This window comes from Mesorhizobium sp. Cs1321R2N1 (genome assembly GCF_037179725.1).
In the GTDB taxonomy this organism is placed as follows: Bacteria; Pseudomonadota; Alphaproteobacteria; order Rhizobiales; family Rhizobiaceae; genus Mesorhizobium; species Mesorhizobium salmacidum.
Genome location: NZ_JAPYKP010000024.1, coordinates 21371 through 41045 on the forward strand (window position 1 = coordinate 21371; position 19675 = coordinate 41045).

The 19675-nt window shown below is 63.8% G+C and carries 20 protein-coding genes and 1 pseudogene; 9 read left to right on the plus strand and 12 right to left on the minus strand.

The genetic code is table 11. From position 1 onward, the window contains the following. The first annotated feature begins 86 nt into the window (after nt 1-86). The 3 genes from O7A61_RS09390 to O7A61_RS09400 all read left to right on the plus strand — a co-directional run bounded on the left by O7A61_RS09390 (nt 87) and on the right by O7A61_RS09400 (nt 2384). Nucleotides 87-1097 (plus strand): NAD(P)H-quinone oxidoreductase, encoded by a 1011-nt coding sequence (locus O7A61_RS09390; RefSeq protein ID WP_337129467.1) that lies wholly within the window; start codon nt 87-89, stop codon nt 1095-1097. Between the two features lie 162 nt (nt 1098-1259). Further along, nucleotides 1260-1400 carry a DUF1127 domain-containing protein gene (locus tag O7A61_RS09395; RefSeq protein WP_064987068.1) on the plus strand — a complete coding sequence of 47 codons (141 nt, stop codon included), beginning with the start codon at nt 1260-1262 and terminating at the stop codon, nt 1398-1400. Between the two features lie 288 nt (nt 1401-1688). After that, nucleotides 1689-2384 carry a DUF1013 domain-containing protein gene (locus O7A61_RS09400; RefSeq protein WP_015315358.1) on the plus strand — a complete coding sequence of 232 codons (696 nt, stop codon included), beginning with the start codon at nt 1689-1691 and terminating at the stop codon, nt 2382-2384. A 168-nt stretch (nt 2385-2552) separates the two neighbouring features. Here O7A61_RS09400 and O7A61_RS09405 read toward each other — a convergent pair whose 3' ends face one another. The 4 genes from O7A61_RS09405 to O7A61_RS09420 form a co-directional block, all read right to left on the minus strand. Next, a complete protein-coding gene (locus tag O7A61_RS09405; RefSeq protein ID WP_013529238.1) occupies nt 2553-3272 on the minus strand; it encodes a helix-turn-helix transcriptional regulator in 720 nt (239 codons plus the stop codon). 72 nt (nt 3273-3344) lie between these two features. After that, nucleotides 3345-3752 carry a hypothetical protein gene (locus O7A61_RS09410; protein WP_337129468.1) on the minus strand — a complete coding sequence of 136 codons (408 nt, stop codon included), beginning with the start codon at nt 3750-3752 and terminating at the stop codon, nt 3345-3347. A gap of 66 nt (nt 3753-3818) precedes the next feature. Continuing rightward, on the minus strand, nt 3819-4409 hold the full coding sequence (locus tag O7A61_RS09415; protein ID WP_337129471.1) for a DJ-1/PfpI family protein: 591 nt from the start codon (nt 4407-4409) through the stop codon (nt 3819-3821). Between the two features lie 84 nt (nt 4410-4493). Beyond that, entirely contained in the window at nt 4494-4661 is a 168-nt protein-coding gene (locus O7A61_RS09420; RefSeq protein WP_015315361.1) for a hypothetical protein, read from the minus strand. Nucleotides 4662-4927: 266 nt separating this feature from the next. Between O7A61_RS09420 and O7A61_RS09425 the strand changes: the two genes are divergently transcribed. Then, the gene (locus O7A61_RS09425; protein WP_337129473.1) at nt 4928-5881 is read left to right on the plus strand and encodes a ring-cleaving dioxygenase; all 954 of its coding nucleotides are present in this window, start codon (nt 4928-4930) and stop codon (nt 5879-5881) included. A 98-nt stretch (nt 5882-5979) separates the two neighbouring features. Continuing rightward, nucleotides 5980-6159, plus strand: coding sequence for a hypothetical protein (locus O7A61_RS09430; RefSeq protein ID WP_210242231.1), 180 nt, complete (start codon nt 5980-5982; stop codon nt 6157-6159). Nucleotides 6160-6184: 25 nt separating this feature from the next. On the opposite strand, the gene O7A61_RS09435 is transcribed toward O7A61_RS09430, so the two are convergent. The 7 genes from O7A61_RS09435 to tkt all read right to left on the minus strand — a co-directional run bounded on the left by O7A61_RS09435 (nt 6185) and on the right by tkt (nt 15751). Further along, nucleotides 6185-6898 carry an SGNH/GDSL hydrolase family protein gene (locus tag O7A61_RS09435; protein ID WP_337129475.1) on the minus strand — a complete coding sequence of 238 codons (714 nt, stop codon included), beginning with the start codon at nt 6896-6898 and terminating at the stop codon, nt 6185-6187. Between the two features lie 181 nt (nt 6899-7079). Next, complete coding sequence (locus O7A61_RS09440) at nt 7080-7817, minus strand: DUF899 domain-containing protein (protein WP_027141883.1); 738 nt, start codon at nt 7815-7817, stop codon at nt 7080-7082. 178 nt (nt 7818-7995) lie between these two features. Continuing rightward, on the minus strand, nt 7996-9021 hold the full coding sequence (locus O7A61_RS09445) for a class I fructose-bisphosphate aldolase (RefSeq protein WP_337129476.1): 1026 nt from the start codon (nt 9019-9021) through the stop codon (nt 7996-7998). 148 nt (nt 9022-9169) lie between these two features. Further along, the gene (locus O7A61_RS09450) at nt 9170-10366 is read right to left on the minus strand and encodes a phosphoglycerate kinase (protein WP_337129477.1); all 1197 of its coding nucleotides are present in this window, start codon (nt 10364-10366) and stop codon (nt 9170-9172) included. Nucleotides 10367-10524: 158 nt separating this feature from the next. Continuing rightward, nucleotides 10525-12405: a potassium/proton antiporter gene (locus tag O7A61_RS09455; RefSeq protein ID WP_337129478.1), complete on the minus strand. Its 1881-nt coding sequence runs from the start codon at nt 12403-12405 to the stop codon at nt 10525-10527. A 186-nt stretch (nt 12406-12591) separates the two neighbouring features. After that, nucleotides 12592-13602, minus strand: coding sequence for a type I glyceraldehyde-3-phosphate dehydrogenase (gene gap / locus O7A61_RS09460; RefSeq protein WP_027141887.1), 1011 nt, complete (start codon nt 13600-13602; stop codon nt 12592-12594). Between the two features lie 157 nt (nt 13603-13759). After that, nucleotides 13760-15751 (minus strand): transketolase, encoded by a 1992-nt coding sequence (gene tkt / locus O7A61_RS09465; protein ID WP_337129480.1) that lies wholly within the window; start codon nt 15749-15751, stop codon nt 13760-13762. 262 nt (nt 15752-16013) lie between these two features. On the opposite strand from tkt, the gene O7A61_RS09470 reads away from it, so the two are divergent. The 4 genes and pseudogenes from O7A61_RS09470 (at nt 16014) to O7A61_RS09485 (ending at nt 18550) form a co-directional block, all read left to right on the plus strand. Continuing rightward, nucleotides 16014-16286: a DUF4164 domain-containing protein gene (locus O7A61_RS09470; RefSeq protein WP_015315371.1), complete on the plus strand. Its 273-nt coding sequence runs from the start codon at nt 16014-16016 to the stop codon at nt 16284-16286. 11 nt (nt 16287-16297) lie between these two features. Then, a complete protein-coding gene (locus tag O7A61_RS09475) occupies nt 16298-16663 on the plus strand; it encodes a cell division protein ZapA (protein ID WP_027141889.1) in 366 nt (121 codons plus the stop codon). 209 nt (nt 16664-16872) lie between these two features. Further along, nucleotides 16873-17532 (plus strand): annotated as a pseudogene (locus O7A61_RS09480) (peroxiredoxin). A gap of 133 nt (nt 17533-17665) precedes the next feature. Continuing rightward, a complete protein-coding gene (locus O7A61_RS09485) occupies nt 17666-18550 on the plus strand; it encodes an MBL fold metallo-hydrolase (RefSeq protein WP_337129481.1) in 885 nt (294 codons plus the stop codon). Nucleotides 18551-18632: 82 nt separating this feature from the next. On the opposite strand, the gene rpoH is transcribed toward O7A61_RS09485, so the two are convergent. Continuing rightward, complete coding sequence (gene rpoH, locus O7A61_RS09490) at nt 18633-19544, minus strand: RNA polymerase sigma factor RpoH (RefSeq protein WP_015315375.1); 912 nt, start codon at nt 19542-19544, stop codon at nt 18633-18635. Between the last annotated feature and the right edge of the window lie 131 nt (nt 19545-19675).

Here is a 19675-nt window from a genome sequence, read left to right on the forward strand (position 1 = left end):
GCCTGATTTGGCAATGAGCATACATAGGGCAGGGGTGTCGATGCAAACAGCCGGTAAGAGTGCGGCGAGGAAAGACGGGAAACTTCATGGCGAGCGGACAGAAAATTCCGGCACGGATGACGGCGATCGCGATCTCGGAGCCGGGCGGCCCCCGGGTGCTGAAGCCGGAAACGCGCGACGTGCCGCTGCCCGGCCCCGGAGAAATCCTGATCAAGGTCCATGCCGCCGGCGTCAACCGGCCCGATGTCCAGCAGCGCAAGGGCGCCTATCCGCCGCCGCCCGGCGCATCGGACCTGCCGGGCCTCGAGGTGTCGGGAGAAGTGGCCGCTCTTGGCGACGAGATATCGCGCTGGCGCATCGGCGACCGGGTCTGCGCGCTCACGCCCGGCGGCGGCTATGCCGAATATGCTAGGGTTCATGCAGGCAGCGTTCTGCCGCTGCCGGCGGGTTTCACCCACACGGAAGCGGCGGCGGTGCCGGAGAACTACTTCACCGTCTGGCACAATGTGTTCGAGCGCGGCGGGCTCAAGAAGGGCGAGACACTGCTCGTCCATGGCGGCTCGTCCGGCATCGGCACCACGGCGATCCAGCTCGCCTCGGCCTTCGGCGCCTATGTCATCACCACCGCCGGATCCCAGGAGAAATGCGACGCCTGCCTGAAGCTCGGTGCCGACCGCGCGATCAATTACCGCGAGCAGGATTTCGTCGCCGCGGTCAAAGAGGCGACCGAAGGCCGGGGCGCCAACGTCATCCTCGACATGGTCGGTGGCGATTATATCCAGCGAAACTACGAGGCCGCCGCTGTCGAGGGTCGCATCGTGCAGATCGCCGTCCAGGCCGGCGCGGTGGCGAGCGCCGACTTTTCCAAGGTCATGGTCAAGCGGCTGACCCATACGGGTTCGACGCTGAGGCCGCGCAGCGTCGAATTCAAGGCCGCGATCGCGGCGGCGCTGGAGGCGCAGGTGTGGCCTCTCCTGGGCACGCGCAAGGTGGCGCCCGTCATGGACATGATTTACCCGCTCACCGACGCCTGGCGGGCTCACGAGCGGATGGAGGAGGGCGAGCATATAGGCAAGATCGTGCTCGACGTTGGCTAAACTCGCGACACGTCCCCGGCGCGCATTGCTTACAAGATGAACAGAAGCTTAATGGTGCAATGCAGCATTTGCATCATTGCTATGCAAAATCGGCCGTTCAAGTCCTGCTCGATGATCACTATTTGAGCATCATCGAAACGAACCCAATTCAGGAGGACTACCATGAACCCGATCCGCGCTTTCCGTAACTGGCGCATGTACAACGAGACCGTTCGCGAACTGAACCGCCTCAACGCACGTCAGCTGAGCGACCTCGGCATCAACCGCGCCGACATTGAGAGGATCGCCCGCCAGGCGATCTGATTGCAAGCGCGGCCCCGCCGCAAGGCAGGGGTCGCAATGCAGAGCCGATGTAGACGCTTGTCGTCGCCGGTTCCGAACCCGCTGGACCCTGTCCGGCGGGTTTTGTCTTTTGGGAGCAGAATAGCGGCGGAGGCAAATCGCGCCTGCCAGTTCGCGGTTTCCGGCGAGCTTCTCCAAAAACGTTGCGAAACGGGCAGGGAACGGTTATACACACCGCGAATTTCCCATTTTGGTGGCTCTAAACCACCGCCCGCGCGGGAACGCGGGCGAACGAGAAGGATTTTGCACATGGCCAATACGCTGCTGATGCCCAAGGCGACCGCCGTCTGGCTGGTCGACAATACCGCGCTTTCCTTCGAGCAGATCGCGCAGTTCTGCGGGCTGCATCCGCTCGAGGTCAAGGCGATCGCCGACGGCGAATCGGCGCAAGGCATCAAGGGCATGGACCCGATCATGACCGGGCAGCTGACCCGCGACGAGATCGCGCGCGCCGAGAAAGACCCGAACCAGCGCCTGAAGCTTTCCGACCCCAAGGTGCGGGTGCCGGAATCCAAGCGCAAGGGGCCGCGCTACACGCCGCTGTCGAAGCGCCAGGACCGGCCGAACGCCATCCTGTGGCTGGTGCGCAACCATCCCGAACTCAAGGACGCACAGATTTCGCGCCTCGTCGGCACCACCAAGTCGACGATCGAGCAAATCCGCGAACGCAAGCACTGGAATTCGGCCAACCTTCAGCCGATGGACCCGGTGACGCTGGGTCTCGCCTCGCAGATCGACCTCGACATGGAAGTCAACCGCGCCTCGCGTGGCCGCGAGCAGGCGCAACCGGTCGGTGACACGCTGCTGCCGGCGGCCTTGACCGAGCGGCTGGTGCCGGCGCCGGAGAAGCCGAAGGACGAGGATGCGGAGCTCGATGCCAACGCCGTGTTCGCCAAGCTGTCGGCGCTGAAGTCGAAGGATACCGACACGGACGACGAGGAATAGGCGTCGGCTCTTCCTTCTCCCCTTGTGGGGAAGGTGGCCGAGCGAAGCTCGGTCGGATGAGGGGTGTTCCAGGGAACGCCGACGCCTCACTCCGCTGGAACACCCCTCAACCGTCTCGGCGCTGCGCGCCGATCCACCTTCTCCCACAAGGGGAGAAGGAAGAAACCGTCAGCTTCGCGCCGCGCGGTCCGGCGCCATGCCGTAATCCTCGCTGCGCTCCACCGCCCGGTAGAAATCGGCAAGCTGCTTGCCGCGTTCCGGCTTGAAGATGCGCCCTGCGATGACCACCGAGGCGATGCGATCGATGCGGAAGGCGCGGAAATCATCGCGCATCTCGCACCAGGCGACCAGCGTCCACACCTTGCCCCAGAACCACAGGCCGAGCGGCCTGATATCGCGCGCGGTGCCGCGGCCGGCTTCGTCGGAGTAGTCGATGGTCAGCACCTGGCGCTTTTCGACCGCGCGTTCGATCAGGTCGATCGCCTCGCGGGCGGCGTCGCTGACGACCCACATCGGCGTGTGGATCTCGGTGCGGGCGATGCGGTCCTTTTCGGCATCGGGCAGCACGGCACCGATCTTGACCAGCGCTTCGTCGGCGGCCCGCGCCATGGCAGCCCCGCCAAAGGCGCGAACCATGCGGGCGCCGGCAACCAGCGCCACGATCTCGTCACGCGTGAACATCAGCGGCGGAAGGTCGAAACCCTCCCTCATCATGTAGCCCACGCCGGCCTCGCCATCGATCGGCACGCCCGTCGACTGCAGGTCGGCTATGTCGCGATAGATGGTTCGCTCGGAAACCTCGAGCCATGTGCCTAGCTTCTGGGCGGTGACCAGACGGCCACCACGCAGATGCTGCACGATCTGAAAGAGCCTGTCGGCGCGGCGCATCGTTTGCTTCCCCAGTGTTCTTCCCATGCATGCCGTGGCTCCCGGACCGGATCCACTTCCACGTGACATGCATTACGGTTTCAGCCCTTCGCGCTTGCGCTGCGCGGCAACAAATTCCGCGCCGAAGGACAGTTTCCTCGTTGTCGGCGTCTTCGCATCGAGCACGCGCCAGAAGGGAGCGATGTCGCGGAGCGTCATGCCGCGCTCGAAATCCTCCTTGGCCGCCTCGGCGATCGTGCGCAGATGATAGCCTATGGTGACCGGGCATGTCACTTCGGCGCCGTGCTCGATGGCAAGCGCCGTGCGTAGCGCACGAACGTCCATCCCGACGCCTTCAGGGATAGAGCGGATGAAATCATCGACCTGGCGCGCGGTCGGCACCAGCATCGGCTGGCCTTCGACGACGTCTCCCACCGTGCGCGGCGTGGGCTTCACGCCGCTGATGCCAGGCGTATTCAGCCTGTCGTTCCAGTTCTTCATTGATCGTCCTCTCGGCCGGCCATTCGCATCATCCCACCATCGCACGCGCCTCCTGACAGCATACTGTCAGGAGGCTTCAGCATACTCCTTGGCGAAGAGCGTCCGCATCTGTGCGAGATCGCCGCCTTTTTCCGGGTAAAGCGTCTGCAGAAAGGCAAGGGCGAAAGTGCCGGGCGCCGAACCCGGCGCGGACACGATCCTGCCGTCGGCCACGGCATGCGGCACGTCCTGATAATTGCCCTCGCCGGCATAGCCGGGCTCGTGGTGGTTGATCCAGTCATGGCCATTGCTGGTATGCCTGGCATTCTCGAACATACCGGCCCGGGCCAGCGCAAGCGTCCCGGCGCAAATCCCGCCAACGACACCGCCGCGCCTCGCGACGGTCGTCAGCAGTTCGGATAAATCCGGCGGCGCCTTGCCCGCCCACTGGTCCGAACCGATGACGGCCAGGGCATCGAGATCGGTATTCTCATCGACGCCGGCCGACCGGTCTGGTGTGAGCCGAAAACCGCTGATTCCGGTCACCGGCTTGCCTTCGGGCGTAACCGAGATGGCGCGAGCGCCGAACCATTCGACCGCCGAGGCCGCCAGCAGCCCATATTCCCAGTCGGCAAAACCCTCGATGAACAGAAAGCCGATTGTCTTCCGATCGGGCATAAGCTCGCTCCATCCCTCGCGCGCCGGACCTAATATCTGGGTGCTGACGCGCCAGCCTCCAACTGCTGCGTTGAAAATTTCGTCTCAATTGCCGTGATGGCGACGCTCGGCATACATGTCGGGCCAGCCGATATCCTTGCGAATGTCGGCGGGCAGCGCATTCATGAACCGCTGGGTCCGGATCTCGTTGCGCATCGTGCGGATCTTGCCGACATAATGCTGCATGCCGCGCAGAATGGTAAAACCGTTCATGACCAATCTCCTCTCTCTAACTGGAGACAGTATCGCACACCCCTGCTGACAGCAGTCTGTCAGGAGGATGGCAGGTCGTGCGACGACAGTTCCGTTCTTGCCGTGGCAGGTCATGCGGCTGCGGATCGTTCACCAGGATCAGGCTAATCGGGGCCGTATTGTTCATCGCCTGGTGGCGAACCGTCGGGATAGGCGGCCTTCAGCGAGGTGACCGGAGTTCTGATATGAAAGGAGAAAATTCTTCCCCCAAAAACAGGGAGACGACCATGAGCTTGCAACTGACAGGAATTCACCATCTGACCGCCATCACCGCCAATGCGCCCGGCAATCTTCATTTCTACACGAAGGTGCTGGGGCTGCGGCTGGTCAAGAAAACGGTGAACCAGGACGATACCTCGGCCTACCATCTCTTTTATGCCGACGGCGAGGCAACGCCGGGTACCGACCTTACCTTCTTCGACTGGCCGGTCGGCCGCGAACGGCGTGGCACGCACAGCATCGCGCGGACCAGCCTCAGGGTCGGCAGCCGGGAGAGCCTTGCCTGGTGGAAGCAGCACCTTGCCAGCGAAGGCATCGCGACAGGAGAGATTGCCGATATCGGCGGTTACCCCAGCCTGGATTTCGAGGACCCCGAAGGCCAGCGCCTGCGGCTCGTCAGCGATGACGGCGAGGGCGGCAGCCATCCCTGGCTGCAAAGCCCGGTGCCGGCCGAGCATCAGATCCGCGGGCTCGGGCCGATCGTGATCAGTGTCCCCGACATCACCAACACCGAGGCGGTGCTGACCGAGGTGATGAACATGCGCAAGGCGCGTGATTATGCCTCGCCGGACGGCGAGGGCCAGGTCCACGTCTTCGAGATGGGCGCGAGCGGGCCGGCGGCGGAGCTTCATGTGGCCGTGCAGCCTGGGCTGGCGCCCGCAAGGCAAGGCGCCGGTGCGGTTCACCACGTCGCCTTCAGGGCGCCGGACCAGGAGACGTTGCATCAATGGACGGCGCGCCTGGCCGAATTCCGGCTGCCGTCGAGCGGCGAGGTCGAGCGCTACTACTTCCGCTCGCTCTATTTCCGCGAGCCGAACGGCATCTTGTTCGAGATCGCCACCGACGGGCCGGGGTTCACCGCCGATGAGCCGCTGGAGACGCTCGGCGAAAGCCTTGCCCTGCCGCCGTTCCTGGAGGCAAAACGCGCCTCGATCGAGGCCGGCCTCAAGCCGCTGAGATAGATCGCTGCGCGGTCAAGGCGGGCGCCGCGTTCCGGTTCGGGATCGTGGCCCCTTTTCTTTCCCGGAGGCGGAACGAACCGCTTTGACAGGTGCCAGCGTTGCTGGTCAAAGGCTACATGACGAAACTCCTCGCCCTTGTCATTGTCGGGTTCATGGTGATTCAGATCATCAAGCCGCTCGGTTGGCCCGGGCTCAGACGTCGCGGCGATTTCTGGAAATTGGCATTGCTCGCCATGGCGGCAATTTCGCTGGCGGCCGTGCTCGGGCATTTGACATAGGCCCTCGCGACACCTGCCGTCGGCTTCAGTCCGCAAGCACTGGGCCGACGAGATGTTCCGCCCAGGCCCGGTAACCGGCCTCCGAGGCATGAAACCCGTCGGAGGCAAAGCCGGCCTCGGGATTGGTGATCGGCAGGCGCGGCGCCGGCACCGCGCCGCGTTCCAGGCAGAGCCGTTCGCCCATCCGGTTCATCGCGGTGGCGCGGATCTCGAGGATCTTGCCGAGCAGCGACGGCATGGCCGGCGCACGCGTGAACTCCAGCACAGGCGACCATACCACGCGCGCCTCCGGCCATTTGGCGCGCAATGCATAGAGCAGGCCGCCGAACTCTCTCTTGAAACGCGGTACGGAATGAAAATTCTTGGTGTCGTTGGTGCCGATGGCAAGCACGATATGCGTCCACGCATCGGCCGACAGATTGGGCAGGACGTGGTCGCGGATCTGGCCCGACGTCGCCGAATTGAAGCCGGCGGCACGCCAGCGCACAGCGCTGCCGGTGCGCTGCGCAATCATGACGGCAAGCTGCGCGGCAAGGCCGTTTTCGGAATTGCCGATGCCAACCGACGCGGCGGAGGAATCACCCAGCACCAGCAGCGAGATCGCCGGCTCGTTGCCGGCGAGATCGTGCCTGACCGGTCCTTGCGCCGGCAGCATGCGCGAGGTGCGGCGGCGCACGCCCAACCCCTGCCAGACATAAACAGGGAAGGCGAGCCAGGTGAGGATGGTCGGAAAACCCATGGCAATACCGTGCAACAATCCGTGGCAGCCTTAGCGCATGTTTTGGCCGGCGTGAACGGATCCCTGCTTCATCGGCCGATGCCCTGGAGCGGCTCAGCGATTGGTAGAATCGCTGAGCCGCTCTAACTCTTTGTTTTCACGCAATTCCGCAAGGGAAAGGCTACGCGCTTTCGCGCTTGCGCTAGGGGCAGGCGTCGTCCTGCCGCGACCGGTTCCCATAGTCGTCGTGCAACCGCACCCAATCCATCGAAGTCCCATAAGGACCGGTCTCGCCACGGCCTTTCGGCGCCATGTCGAGATATTGATAAGCGCCGATGAACTGCTCGCTGCCACGGGCGCGCGACATGAAGGTCAGAAAGATGTCGCCGGCTTCCTCCCTGTAGAAGACAGTGGTGCCGGGCAGGTCCTTCGACGTCGACACGGGTGTTTCGAAATTGTAGACGGCTTCGCCGGAGGCGATCTGCCTGTCGGTGAAGGAGACCTGCATGTCGAAGTTGAAGTCCGAGGCGTAAGAGGACACCCAGTCGAACTTCCAGCCCATGCGCTGCTTGTAAGGCAGCAGCTCGGCGAGCGGCGCGCGCGCGATCACGACAAGCGACACGTCGTGATGCCTGAGATGTTGGTTGGCGCCGTCGATGTGATCGGCGACGAAGGCACAGCTCTCGCAGTGATGCGTTGAGCCTGGCGCGAACACGAAGTGGTAGACGATCAACTGGCTGCGGCCGGCGAAGAGATCGGCCAGTTTCTTCGGTCCCTGTTCCGTCTCGAAGACATAATCCTTCCGCACCTTCAGCCAAGGTAGCTTCCGCCGCTCGGCCGCGATGCGTTCGCGAAGCCGCGTCAGTTCCTTCTCGCGGGCCAGATGTGCCTTATGGGCCTCGAACCATTCTTCGCGCGAAACGACCTTGTTGCGATGCATGAACTTCTCCCTGTCTGCACCCCAAGGACGTACGGGATGGGCGCAAGCCGACATCGCCGCTGCCAGGAATGCCCAGAGGAAATAAGAATGCGAATGCCTTGCCCCAAGGCCGGTGCGACAAAACGAAAAACCCGGGCATGTCGGCCCGGGTTTGAAGGGAAGGGACAGCAGTGGGTCTTCAGGCAGCCTGTTCCAGGCTCGCCTTCCATTTACCGAGTGCCGCCAGGTGGTTCATGTGGGCGCGGTGGGTGAAGGCGGCCTGGCCGGCGGCGACGTTCGAGGCCTTGCCGCTCCAGGCCTTCTGCGGGGCGGCCTGCAGCGCGCGGCCGTAGGAGAAGGTCAGCTTCCACGGATGCGGGCCGATGGCGTTGATGGCATTGAGGTTGGCGGTCGCCTCCTCGTCCTCCTGGCCGCCGGAAAGGAAGGCGATGCCCGGCACCGCCGCCGGCACCGTCTCGCGAAACAGTTTTATGGTCTTTGCCGCGACTTCCTCGGGGCTGTCCACCGTGCCCGACTTTTTGCCAGAGAGCACCATGTTGGGCTTCAGGATCGTACCTTCGAGCACGACACGGGCGGCATAGAGCTCGTCATAGAGCTTCGTCAGCGTGGCCTTCGAGACCTCGTAGCATGTGCCGATGTCGTGGGCGCCGTCCATCAGCACTTCAGGCTCGACGATCGGCACGATGCCGGCTTCCTGGCAAAGGGCTGCGTAGCGGGCGAGCGCATGGGTGTTCGCGCCGATCGAGGTGGCCGAGGGCACGCCCCTGGTCGTGTCGATGTCGATCACCGCGCGCCATTTGGCGAAGCGGGCGCCGAGCTTGTAATAGTCGGCCAGGCGCTCTCGCAACCCGTCGAGGCCCTCGGTGATGGTGTCGCCGGGAAAGCCTGCCAGCGGCTTGGCGCCGGCATCGACCTTGATGCCGGGAATGGCACCTGATGCCTTGATGATGTCGACCAGCGGCGTCCCGTCGGCGGCTTTCTGGCGGATGGTCTCGTCATAGAGGATGACGCCGGAAATGTACCTGGTCATCGCGTCCTTGGTGCGGAACATCATCTCGCGATAATCGCGACGGCTGTCGGCGGTCGATTCGACGCCGATAACGTCGAAGCGCTTCTTGATGGTGCCGGAGCTTTCATCGGCGGCCAAAAGGCCCTTGCCGTTGGCCACGATCGCGGCGGCAATGTCTTCGAGACGTTCGCTCATCATGCTTCTCCTGAACCGGTTGATCTGCGCCTAGCAGAACACTACCGCCAAAGGAATGACGCCGGAAAGCTCGAATCGATTGAAAGTCGCCGGCGCCGCCGCCGGCTCTCCTCGAGTTGATCGGATTGTTGGCGAGCCGCCGAACGCCTCAGCGCTTGAGCACGTCGACGCCGGGCAACGGCTTGCCTTCCATCCACTCCAGGAAGGCGCCGCCGGCGGTCGAGACATAGGTGAAGTCGTCGGCGACACCGGCATGGTTGAGCGCCGCCACCGTATCGCCGCCGCCGGCGACCGAAACCAGCTTGCCGGCCTTTGTACGCGCGGCCGCATGCTTGGCCGCCGCCACCGTGGCGTGATCGAACGGCTCGATCTCGAAGGCGCCGAGCGGACCGTTCCAGACCAGCGTCGCGGCGCGGTCGATCCATTCGCCGATCGTCGTGACGGTCTTGGCGCCGACATCGAGGATCATGCCGTCGGCTTGCACGTCGGCGATGGCGACGGTTTCGCAGGCGGCACCCGCCTTGAATTCCTTGGCGACGACGCCGTCGACCGGCAGGATGATGGCGCAGCCGGCTTCGGCGGCCTCGATCATGATCTGCTTGGCGGTCGGGGCCAGGTCATGCTCGCACAGCGACTTGCCGACATCGGTGCCGCGCGCGGCGAGGAAGGTGTTTGCCATGCCGCCGCCGATGACCAGCGCATCGACTTTCTTCACCAGGTTCATCAACAGGTCGATCTTGGTCGAGACCTTGGCGCCGCCGACGATGGCGACAACCGGACGCACCGGGTTGCCCAGTCCTTTCTCCAGCGCCTCAAGCTCGGCCTGCATGGTGCGGCCGGCGAAGGAAGGCAACAGGTGTGCCAGCCCTTCAGTCGAGGCATGAGCGCGGTGGGCGGCGGAAAAAGCATCGTTGACGAAGAGGTCGCCATTGGCGGCGAGCCGTTCGGTAAAGGCGGGATCGTTCTTCTCCTCGGCCTTGTAGAAGCGGGTGTTTTCGAGCAGCAGCACGTCGCCCTTGTCCATGGCGGCGACAGCGCTTCCCGCCGTGTCGCCGACGCAATCGCTGGCGAAGCCGACGGGGCGGCCGAGCACCCCAGCGGTCGCCCTGGCGATAGGCTCCAGCGAGAATTCGGGCGAAGGACCATCCTTGGGTCGGCCGAAATGGGCGAGCAGGATGACCTTGGCGCCCTTGCCGGACAATTCGGCGATGGTCGGCGCGATGCGCTCGATGCGGGTGGCGTCGGTGACCTTGCCGTCGGCGACGGGAACGTTGAGGTCGACGCGCACCAGCACGCGCTTGCCGCTGATGTTGCCGATATCGTCCAGTGTCTTGAAGGCAGCCATGCCGGTCCCTTTCGTCTGAAAATCGCCGGGACCATACCCCGCATCGGCGGCGATGCAAGGCTTTGGCCGGGGTCGGATGCGAAATTTTGAGACGGGCGGGGACATAGTCGGTGAAGACCGCCCGCCGTATGTCGGGGCGGTGCGAACGGTCTGCCGTATCAGCTTTCGGCCGATGCCTTCTCGACCGGCGGCTCGGGGGCGTCATCCGCCCGCGCCGCCACCCGCGCCTCAGCCGGCTTGCGCCAGTCGCGGATAAAGGCGATGAGACGGTCGCCGATCTCACCGGCGCTAAGGAAGACAGGCACGCGCGCCACCGGCGCGGTCGGCTCGAAAGACAGGCCGAGACCGGTGATTTTGCCCTTGTCGTCGACGTCGCGCACGATCAGTTCGATCGGGCCGAGCAGCACGCGGTCGGCATATTCGGCATGGCCGCCGAGCCGCGCCGTGACCAATGCGCCGACGGTCTGTTTCTGCTCCGCCTCGGTGAGACCGGGCGCATAGGCGGCTTCCAGTTCGGCCGCGGAACGCGCCGGATCGACGGCGAAGGCACCGAAGAAATCGGCATCCTCCGGATCGACCACGGCGCGGCTGGCGAACAGCTTGTCGAGCAGGCGCGGATAGCGGTCGGGCACGAAGCTGTAGACCTGGTCGCCGGCGGCGAGCCGGCCCATGTCCTGGAAACGCATTGAGCGACCGTCACGCCGCACCAGCGAGGGCCGCGCCCAGCGCGGGATGCGCTCGCCCCGCGCCACCGGACTGCCCGGCGCCACACGATAGGCAAGGAGCTCGTGATGCGCCGAGCCGGGCAGTTCCAGCTCGACCTTGTCCAGCGGTCCGAGCCGCGCCGGCACGATCAGGCCCAGGCGACGCGCCAGTGGGCCGACGGTCCAGCCCTGGATGACCAGCGACACCAGAACGATGATGAAGGCGGCGTTGAAGATGGTGCGGCCGTTCTCCAGCCCACCGAGCAGCGGTGTAATGGCGAGCAGGATGGATACGGCGCCGCGCAGGCCGACCCAGGAGACGAAGGCGACTTCGGGACGCGGCAGGCGGAACGGGATCAGGCAGAGCCAGACCGCGACAGGGCGGGCGACGAACATCAGGAACAGGCCAAGCAGCACCGCAGGCACCATGATGGCCGGAAATTGCGAGGGCGTGGCGAACAGGCCGAGGATCAGGAACATGATGATCTGCGCCAGCCACGACATGCCGTCCTGGAAGCGCTTCAGGATGGTGACGGCGCGGATGTCGGAGTTGCCGGCAATCAGGCCTGCGATATACACCGCCAGGAAGCCCGATCCGCCGATCGCGCCGGCGGCTGCGAAGACCATCAGCGACAGGGTCAGCACGAAGATCGGCAACAGGCCATGGTCGAGGTTGAGCCGGTCGACCAGGCGTACGATGGCGAGGCCGCCAAGCACGCCGACGATGGCGCCGAGGCCCATGTTGACGAGGAAGCCGAGCATCAGATTGATGACCAGGACATTGGCTTCGGGATTGGCGTGGGCGGCTATGATCTCGACCAGTGTGATGGTCAGGAAGATGGCGATCGGATCATTGGTGCCGGATTCCACCTCGAGCGTGGAGCGCACGCGCTCGCGCAGGTTGATCTCGCCGGCGCGCAGCAGGAAGAACACCGCCGCCGCATCGGTCGAGGCGACGGCGGCGCCGAGCAGGAAGGATTCCAGCCAGCTGAGGTCGAGCAGGTAATAGGCGGCGGCGCCGAACAGGCCGGTGGTGAGAAGCACGCCGAAGGTCGCCAGCGACAGGGCTGGTCCCGCCGCCTGCCGCAAGGCGTTGAGCGGCGTGCCGAAACCGGAATCGAACAGGATGACGGCGAGCGCCAGGGAGCCGGCAAAATAGGCGACGCGGGCGTTGTCGAATTGGATACCGAGGCCGTCGGTTCCGGTGGCGAGCCCGATGCACAGAAACAGGAGCAGGAGCGGGGCGCCGAAGCGGAAGGCGATCAGGCTCGAAAACGCGGCGGCGACAACAAGCGCCGTGCCGACCAGCGTGACGAGATAGATCGCATGCTCCATCCGTGATTTGCCCCTCGAATTCCTCTGCTTGCTGGCTTTACGGCAGAGTGGGGCGAAGGCGTGACCAGTGCAAGGCGGGAGGGTGGTTTTTTGCCCAGCGCCGCTGATTTTCGCGTTGCTGCTCGGGCAAACGAAAACGCCCGGACGAAGCCGGGCGTTTCGAGTGTCGAGAAGACGGATCTTCGATCAGGCGATGGTCTTGCCGAAAGCGACGGCGGTATCGCCCATGCGGTTGGAAAAGCCCCATTCATTGTCGTACCACGACAGCACCGAAACGAAGTTGCCGTCCATCACCTTGGTCTGGTCGAGCGCCATGATCGAGGAGCGCGGATCGTGGTTGAAGTCGATCGACACGTTCGGGTGATGGGTGACGCCGAGGATGCCCTTCAGCTTGCCGTTGGAGGCGGCGATCACCGCCTCGTTGATTTCCTGCACCGTGGTCGACCGCTTGGCGATGAACTTGAAGTCGACGACCGACACATTCGGCGTCGGCACGCGGATCGAGATGCCGTCGAGCTTGCCCTTGAGGTCGGGCAGGACGAGGCCGATGGCCTTGGCGGCACCGGTCGAGGTCGGGATCTGCGACAGGGCGGCGGCGCGGGCGCGGTAGAGATCCTTGTGCATGGTGTCCAGCGTCGGCTGGTCGCCAGTGTAGGAATGGATCGTCGTCATCATGCCCTTTTCGATGCCGACCGTCTCGTGCAGGACGGCCGCGAGCGGCGCCAGGCAGTTGGTGGTGCAGGACGCATTCGAGATGACGATGTGGTCCTTGGTCAGCTTGTCGTGGTTGATGCCGTAGACGACGGTCAAGTCAGCGCCGTCGGCAGGTGCCGAGACCAGCACGCGCTTGGCGCCGGCGGTCAGGTGCGCGGCGGCCTTGTCGCGGGCGGTGAAGATGCCGGTGCATTCGAGCGCGATGTCGACGCCCAGTTCCTTCCATGGCAATTGCGTCGGGTCCTTGATCGCCGTGACCTTGAACTTCTCCTTGCCGACGGTGATCTGGTCGCCGTCGACCGACACTTCATGCGGGAAACGGCCGTGCACGCTGTCAAAGCGCAGCAGGTGGGCGTTGGTCTCGACCGGGCCGAGATCGTTGACGGCGACGACATCGATGTCCCTGCGGCCGGACTCATGGATGGCGCGCAGGATGTTGCGGCCGATGCGGCCAAACCCGTTGATGGCAACTCTGACGGTCATTGTTCTCTCCCTGGGAGTTGGAAGGCAGACGATTGGTCCGCAGCTTCATAGCGGCGGACGGGCGAAGAATCCAGCCGCAGCGGGCCGGATTTAAATCGATTAGGTTAGGCCAGTTCGGCAAAACCGCTTTTCACGCGATCTCGCCGGACCCCCAAAGTCATTTACCGTGCAAGCGAGCTTCCGCTGCCTTGGCGGCCGCCTCGGCGGTGATACCGAAATGCGGATAGAGCTGCTCGATGGTGCCCGAGGCGCCGAAGCCGGTCATGCCGATGAAGATGCCATCGGAGCCGATAAGATGATCCCAGCCCTGGCGGATGCCGGCCTCGATCGCCATCTTGATCGGCGCGTCGCCGATCGTCTTCTTGCGGTAGGCGTCGCTCTGCTTATCGAATAGTTCGAAGCAAGGCACCGAGACGACACGGGTCGGGTGGCCATGCTTTTCCAGAAGTTCGCGGGCGCCGAGCGCTATCTCGACCTCGGAACCGGTGGCGAAGATCGTCACCGCGGCGTCACCGCTGGCGCCGGCGAGTTCATAAGCGCCCAGGCTGCTCAGGTTGTTTTCGGTGAACTCGGTGCGCACGGTCGGCAGGTTCTGACGGGTCAGCGCCAGCGTCGACGGCGTCTTTTCGGATTCGAGCGCGATCTGCCAGCATTCGGCAGTCTCCACGGCGTCGGCCGGACGGAACACATTGTGATTGGGAATGGCGCGCAGGGCCGCCATGTGCTCGACCGGCTGGTGGGTCGGGCCGTCTTCGCCCAGACCAATGGAATCATGGGTCATGACGAAGATCGAGCGGATGCCCATCAGCGAGGCAAGCCGCATCGACGGACGGGCATAGTCGGAGAAACACAGAAAGGTGCCGCCATAGGCGATGAGGCCGCCATGCAGCGTCAACCCATTGATAGCAGCGGCCATGCCATGCTCGCGAACGCCGTAGTGAACGTAGCGCTGGCCGTAATCGTCCGGCGTGATGTTCTTGGTCTGGCTGGTCTTGGTGTTGTTGGAGCCGGTCAGGTCGGCCGAGCCGCCGATGGTCTCGGGCACCGCGCCGTTGATGACTTCCAGCGCCATCTCGGATGATTTGCGGGTGGCGACCTTCGGCTTGTCGGCCGTAAGCTTCTTCTTGTAGTCGGCGATGACGGCGTCGAAATTCGCCGGCAGCTTGCCCGCGGTGCGGCGCTCGAACTCGGCCTTCAGCTTCGGATCGGCCTTGGCGAGGCGGCCTTCCCAGTCGGTGCGCGCCTTGACGCCAGCCTTACCGGCGGTGCGCCAGGCGTCGAGGATGTCGGCTGGAATCTCGAAGGGCGGCGAGTCCCAGTTGAAGAACTTGCGCGCGCCGGCGATCTCGTCGGCGCCCAGCGGCGAGCCATGCGCCTTGTTGGTGCCGGCCTTGGTCGGGGCGCCGAAACCGATCGTCGTCTTGCAGGCGATCATCGTCGGCTTGTCGGAGTGACGGGCGGCCTCGATGGCGTAGGCGATCGCTTCCGGATCGGTGCCGTCGATATGGCTGGCATTCCAGCCGGATGCCTGGAAGCGGGCAACCTGGTCGGTGTTGTCGGCGAGCGAGACCGGGCCGTCGATCGAGATGTTGTTGTTGTCCCAGAAGACGATCAGCTTGTTGAGCTTGAGGTGGCCAGCAAGCGCGATGGCTTCCTGGGAAACACCTTCCATCAGGCAGCCGTCGCCGGCCAGCACATAGGTGTAGTGGTTGACGAGGTCGTTGCCGAAGGCGGCGTTCATGATGCGCTCACCAAGCGCGAAGCCGACCGAATTGGCGAGGCCCTGGCCGAGCGGACCGGTCGTGGTCTCGATGCCGGTGGCATGGCCGTATTCGGGATGGCCCGCTGTCTTCGAGCCCAGCTGGCGGAAGTGCTTGATCTGGTCGATGGTCATGTCTTCGTAACCGGTCAGATGCAGCAACGAGTAGAGCAGCATCGAGCCATGGCCCGCCGACAGGATGAAGCGGTCGCGGTCGGCCCAGTGCGGGGCCTTGGGATCGTATTTCAGGAAGCGGGTGAACAGCACCGTGGCGATGTCGGCGCAGCCCATGGGCAGGCCAGGATGGCCGGAATTCGCCTTCTCGACGGCGTCCATGGAGAGAAAACGGATCGCATTGGCCATCCGGTCATGTTGTTCACGCGACGTCATGGTACCTCCAGGGTGGGGGTTTGGGGGCTTGGGAGAGCCCTTGAAAAGGGTGCGCGACACATAACAGGCGCGGGCTTTTAGTCAACAAATCGGGTGCACATTTGCCGGTCTTGTGATGCCGCAGGCGGGACTACTTTAGCGTTAGCGGGGGACAGTCGCGAGAGCTTTGTTGACGTGGCCTTCACCCGGTGCCTAATGTTTCAGACATAACGCGTTCTGAACGCGAACGATTCGGTGATGGGCAGGGCACAGGACGAAGGCCATGACCGGGGAAACCACGCTCAAGGAAGTAATCGCCAGGCTGAGCAAGGCCATCGAGGGGCTGGAAAACGCCGTCGCGGCCAAGCTCGAGCACGAACGCGACTATTCGGAAGCCGAGGCAGAAGTGCAGCGGATGAATGCCGATCGCTCGCGGCTGGCGCAGGAGCTCGACAATTCGGAAGCGCGCGCCGAACGGCTGGAAGACGCCAACAAGGAAGTCTCGCGACGGCTGGTGACCGCGATGGAAACCATCCGCGCCGTGTTGGACAGATAGGAGCTGGCCCGATGGCACAGGTCACGGTTTCAATCGACGGCAAGCAGTACCGCATGGCCTGCGACGAGGGCCAGGAAGAGCATCTGATCGATCTCGCCGAACGCTTCGATCGTTATGTCTCGCATCTGAAGGATTCTTTTGGCGAGATCGGCGACCAGCGGCTGACCGTCATGGCCGGCATCATGGTGATGGACGAGCTTTCCGAACTGCAGAAGCGGGTCAAGGGCATGGAGAGCGAAGTGCTGACCTTGCGCAAGACGCGTGACGAGGCGCTGACCAAGGCCGACAAGAGCGACAGCGTGCTGACCAACGCGCTCGGCGCCCTGGCGCAGCGTATGGAAGACCTAGCGACGTCGCTGGCGATCACCAAGGCCTGAGGCGCCTCGCCGATCCCTGGCGTTTGTCTCATGCCCAATGTCACGCTTTATTTTCGCCCCGATCCGAAGGCGCGGAAAAATTTTTGCCCGTCGGGTGAATAGCCGTCATCTCCACCGTTTAATCAGTCACGTAGCGGTGCTAGGAATAGGTGCCGGCGCCGGCCGGCGATAGAATGCAGGCTAGATTTCACCAGGGGTAGGGATAGGTCATGAGTCTTCGTATCAACGACATCGCGCCGGACTTCACCGCCGAGACCACGCAAGGGACCATCAAGTTCCATGACTGGATCGGCGACGGTTGGGCGATCCTGTTCAGCCATCCGAAGAATTTCACGCCGGTCTGCACGACCGAGCTTGGCACGATGGCGGGGCTCGAGGGCGAGTTCAAGAAGCGCAACGTCAAGATCATCGGCATTTCGGTCGACCCGGTCGAAAGCCACGGCAAATGGCAGGACGACATCAAGACGGCGACGGGCCATTCGGTGCATTATCCGCTGATCGGCGACAAGGACCTCAAGGTCGCCAAGCTCTACGACATGCTGCCAGGCGGCGCCGGCGAAACCTCGGAAGGCCGCACGCCCGCCGACAACGCCACCGTGCGCTCGGTCTAAGTCATCGGACCGGACAAGAAGATCAAGCTGGTGCTGACCTATCCGATGACGACGGGGCGCAACTTCGACGAGATCCTGCGCGCGGTCGATTCCATGCAGCTCACCGCCAAGCACCAGGTGGCGACGCCGGCGAACTGGAAGCAGGGCGAGGACGTCATCATCACGGCCGCCGTTTCCAACGAGGATGCGATCAAGCGCTTCGGCGCTTACGAGACCATCCTGCCCTATCTCAGGAAGACCAAACAACCTTCCGCCTGAAGCCGGCTCGTCGGAACAGTTTTTGGTTTTTCCGCTCCTGCGAGCCAAGTCATGCTTGACTGGCTCGACGGGGCGGACAACCATGCTCGCCGCGGGTTCCGGCGGAGAAAATCGTTCCTGCCGGCTGTGAGCGATGGAGCCGGAAGTGGATGTAGCTTTGGCCAGGCCTTTGGTCAGTGGCTTCTATGACAAGCCGACCGGAGCCATCCAGTATGTCGTCGCGGACCCGACGACGAAGCGCTGCGCCATCATCGATCCAATCCTGGATTTCGACGAGAAATCTGGCGCAACGGGTACGAGGAGCGCGGATGCGCTGCTCGCTTTCATCGGGGAAAATGGGCTGGAGCTCGAGTGGATCCTCGACACCCATCCCCACGCCGACCATTTCTCGGCGGCGCACTATCTGAAACAGAAGACCGAAGCGCCGATGGCGATCGGCGACAGGATCGTCGACGTCCAGGCACTATGGAAGGTCATCTACAACTGGCCCGATTTTCCCGCCGACGGTTCGCAGTGGGACAGGCTGTTTGCCGAAGGCGAGACGTTTCGGATCGGAACCCTTCCAGTCAAGGTGCTGTTCTCACCCGGACATACGCTGGCCTCGATCACCTATGTGGTCGGTGACGCCGCCTTCGTGCATGACACGCTGTTCATGCCCGACAGCGGCACGGCAAGGACGGATTTTCCCGGCGGCAGCGCCGCGCGGCTCTGGCGTTCGATCCGGGGCATCCTGGCCTTGCCGGAGGAAACCCGGCTGTTCGTCGGCCATGATTACCAGGCCGGCGGGCGCGAGCCGATGTGGGAAAGCACGGTCGGGGCGCAAAAGGCGACCAACATCCATCTTGTCGCTGCCCGCAGCGAGGCCGAGTTCGTCGCCCTGCGCGAGGCGCGTGACCGGACATTGCCGATGCCGCGGCTGATCCTGCATGCGCTGCAGGTCAACATGAATGGCGGACGGCTGCCGGAGCCGGAAGCCAATGGCCGGCGGTACCTCAAGTTTCCGCTTGATGGGCTTTGAGGGTACGCTCCGGCTTCTTGTATACAAAAAGGGCGGCGCCAGCTTCCTGAGGCCGCCCTCCATTTCGTAATCGGTCCCGGCTTTAAGCCGCCGGCTGTGCCTCGATGGTGCGCAGCGCCTGCATCTGGCGCTTGGCGGCGGCCTTGACGGCATCCTGCACCTTCTCGAAAGCGCGCACCTCGATCTGGCGCACGCGCTCGCGGCTGATGTCGAACTCGGCCGAAAGCTCTTCCAGGGTGAGCGGCTCCTCGGCGAGGCGACGCGCCTCGAAGATGCGCCGCTCGCGATCGTTGAGCACAGCCAGAGCGCCCGACAGCATGCCGCGCCGGTTTTCCAGTTCGTCCTGCTCGATCAGCATCTCTTCCTGGCTTTCGTGGTCGTCGACCAGCCAGTCCTGCCATTCGCCGGACTCGCCTTCCGTCGCCCGGATCGGCGCGTTGAGTGACGCGTCGCCGGACAGGCGGCGGTTCATCGACACCACTTCGGCCTCGGAAACGTTCAGCCGCGTGGCGATTTCGGCGATCTGGTCGGGCTTGAGATCGCCGTCGTCCAGCGCCTGAATCTTGCCCTTCACCTTGCGGAGATTGAAGAACAGGCGCTTCTGGTTGGCGGTCGTGCCCATCTTGACCAGGCTCCACGAGCGCAGGATGTATTCCTGGATCGAGGCCTTGATCCACCACATGGCGTAGGTGGCGAGGCGGAAACCGCGCTCGGGTTCGAATTTCTTGACGGCCTGCATCAGGCCGACATTGCCTTCCGAGATCACCTCGCCGATCGGCAAGCCGTAGCCGCGATAGCCCATGGCGATCTTGGCGACGAGCCTCAAATGGCTGGTGACGAGCTTATGCGCGGCCGTGGTGTCTTCATGCTCGGCATAACGCTTGGCGAGCATGTACTCTTCCTGCGGCTGAAGCATGGGAAAGCGGCGGATTTCTTCCAGATAGCGGCTGAGGCCGCCTTCGCCGGAAACGATACTGGGTAATGACTGGGCCATGATAGCGCCCCCTCTCTATTGGAGTAATGCCCCCGAAACGCGGCGGGCATGTGACGCGAGCACCAAAAGGCTCGCCCGCGACATCAGATCTTATACAGGAACAAAACCAGAAAAGACAGGCATTTGTTCAA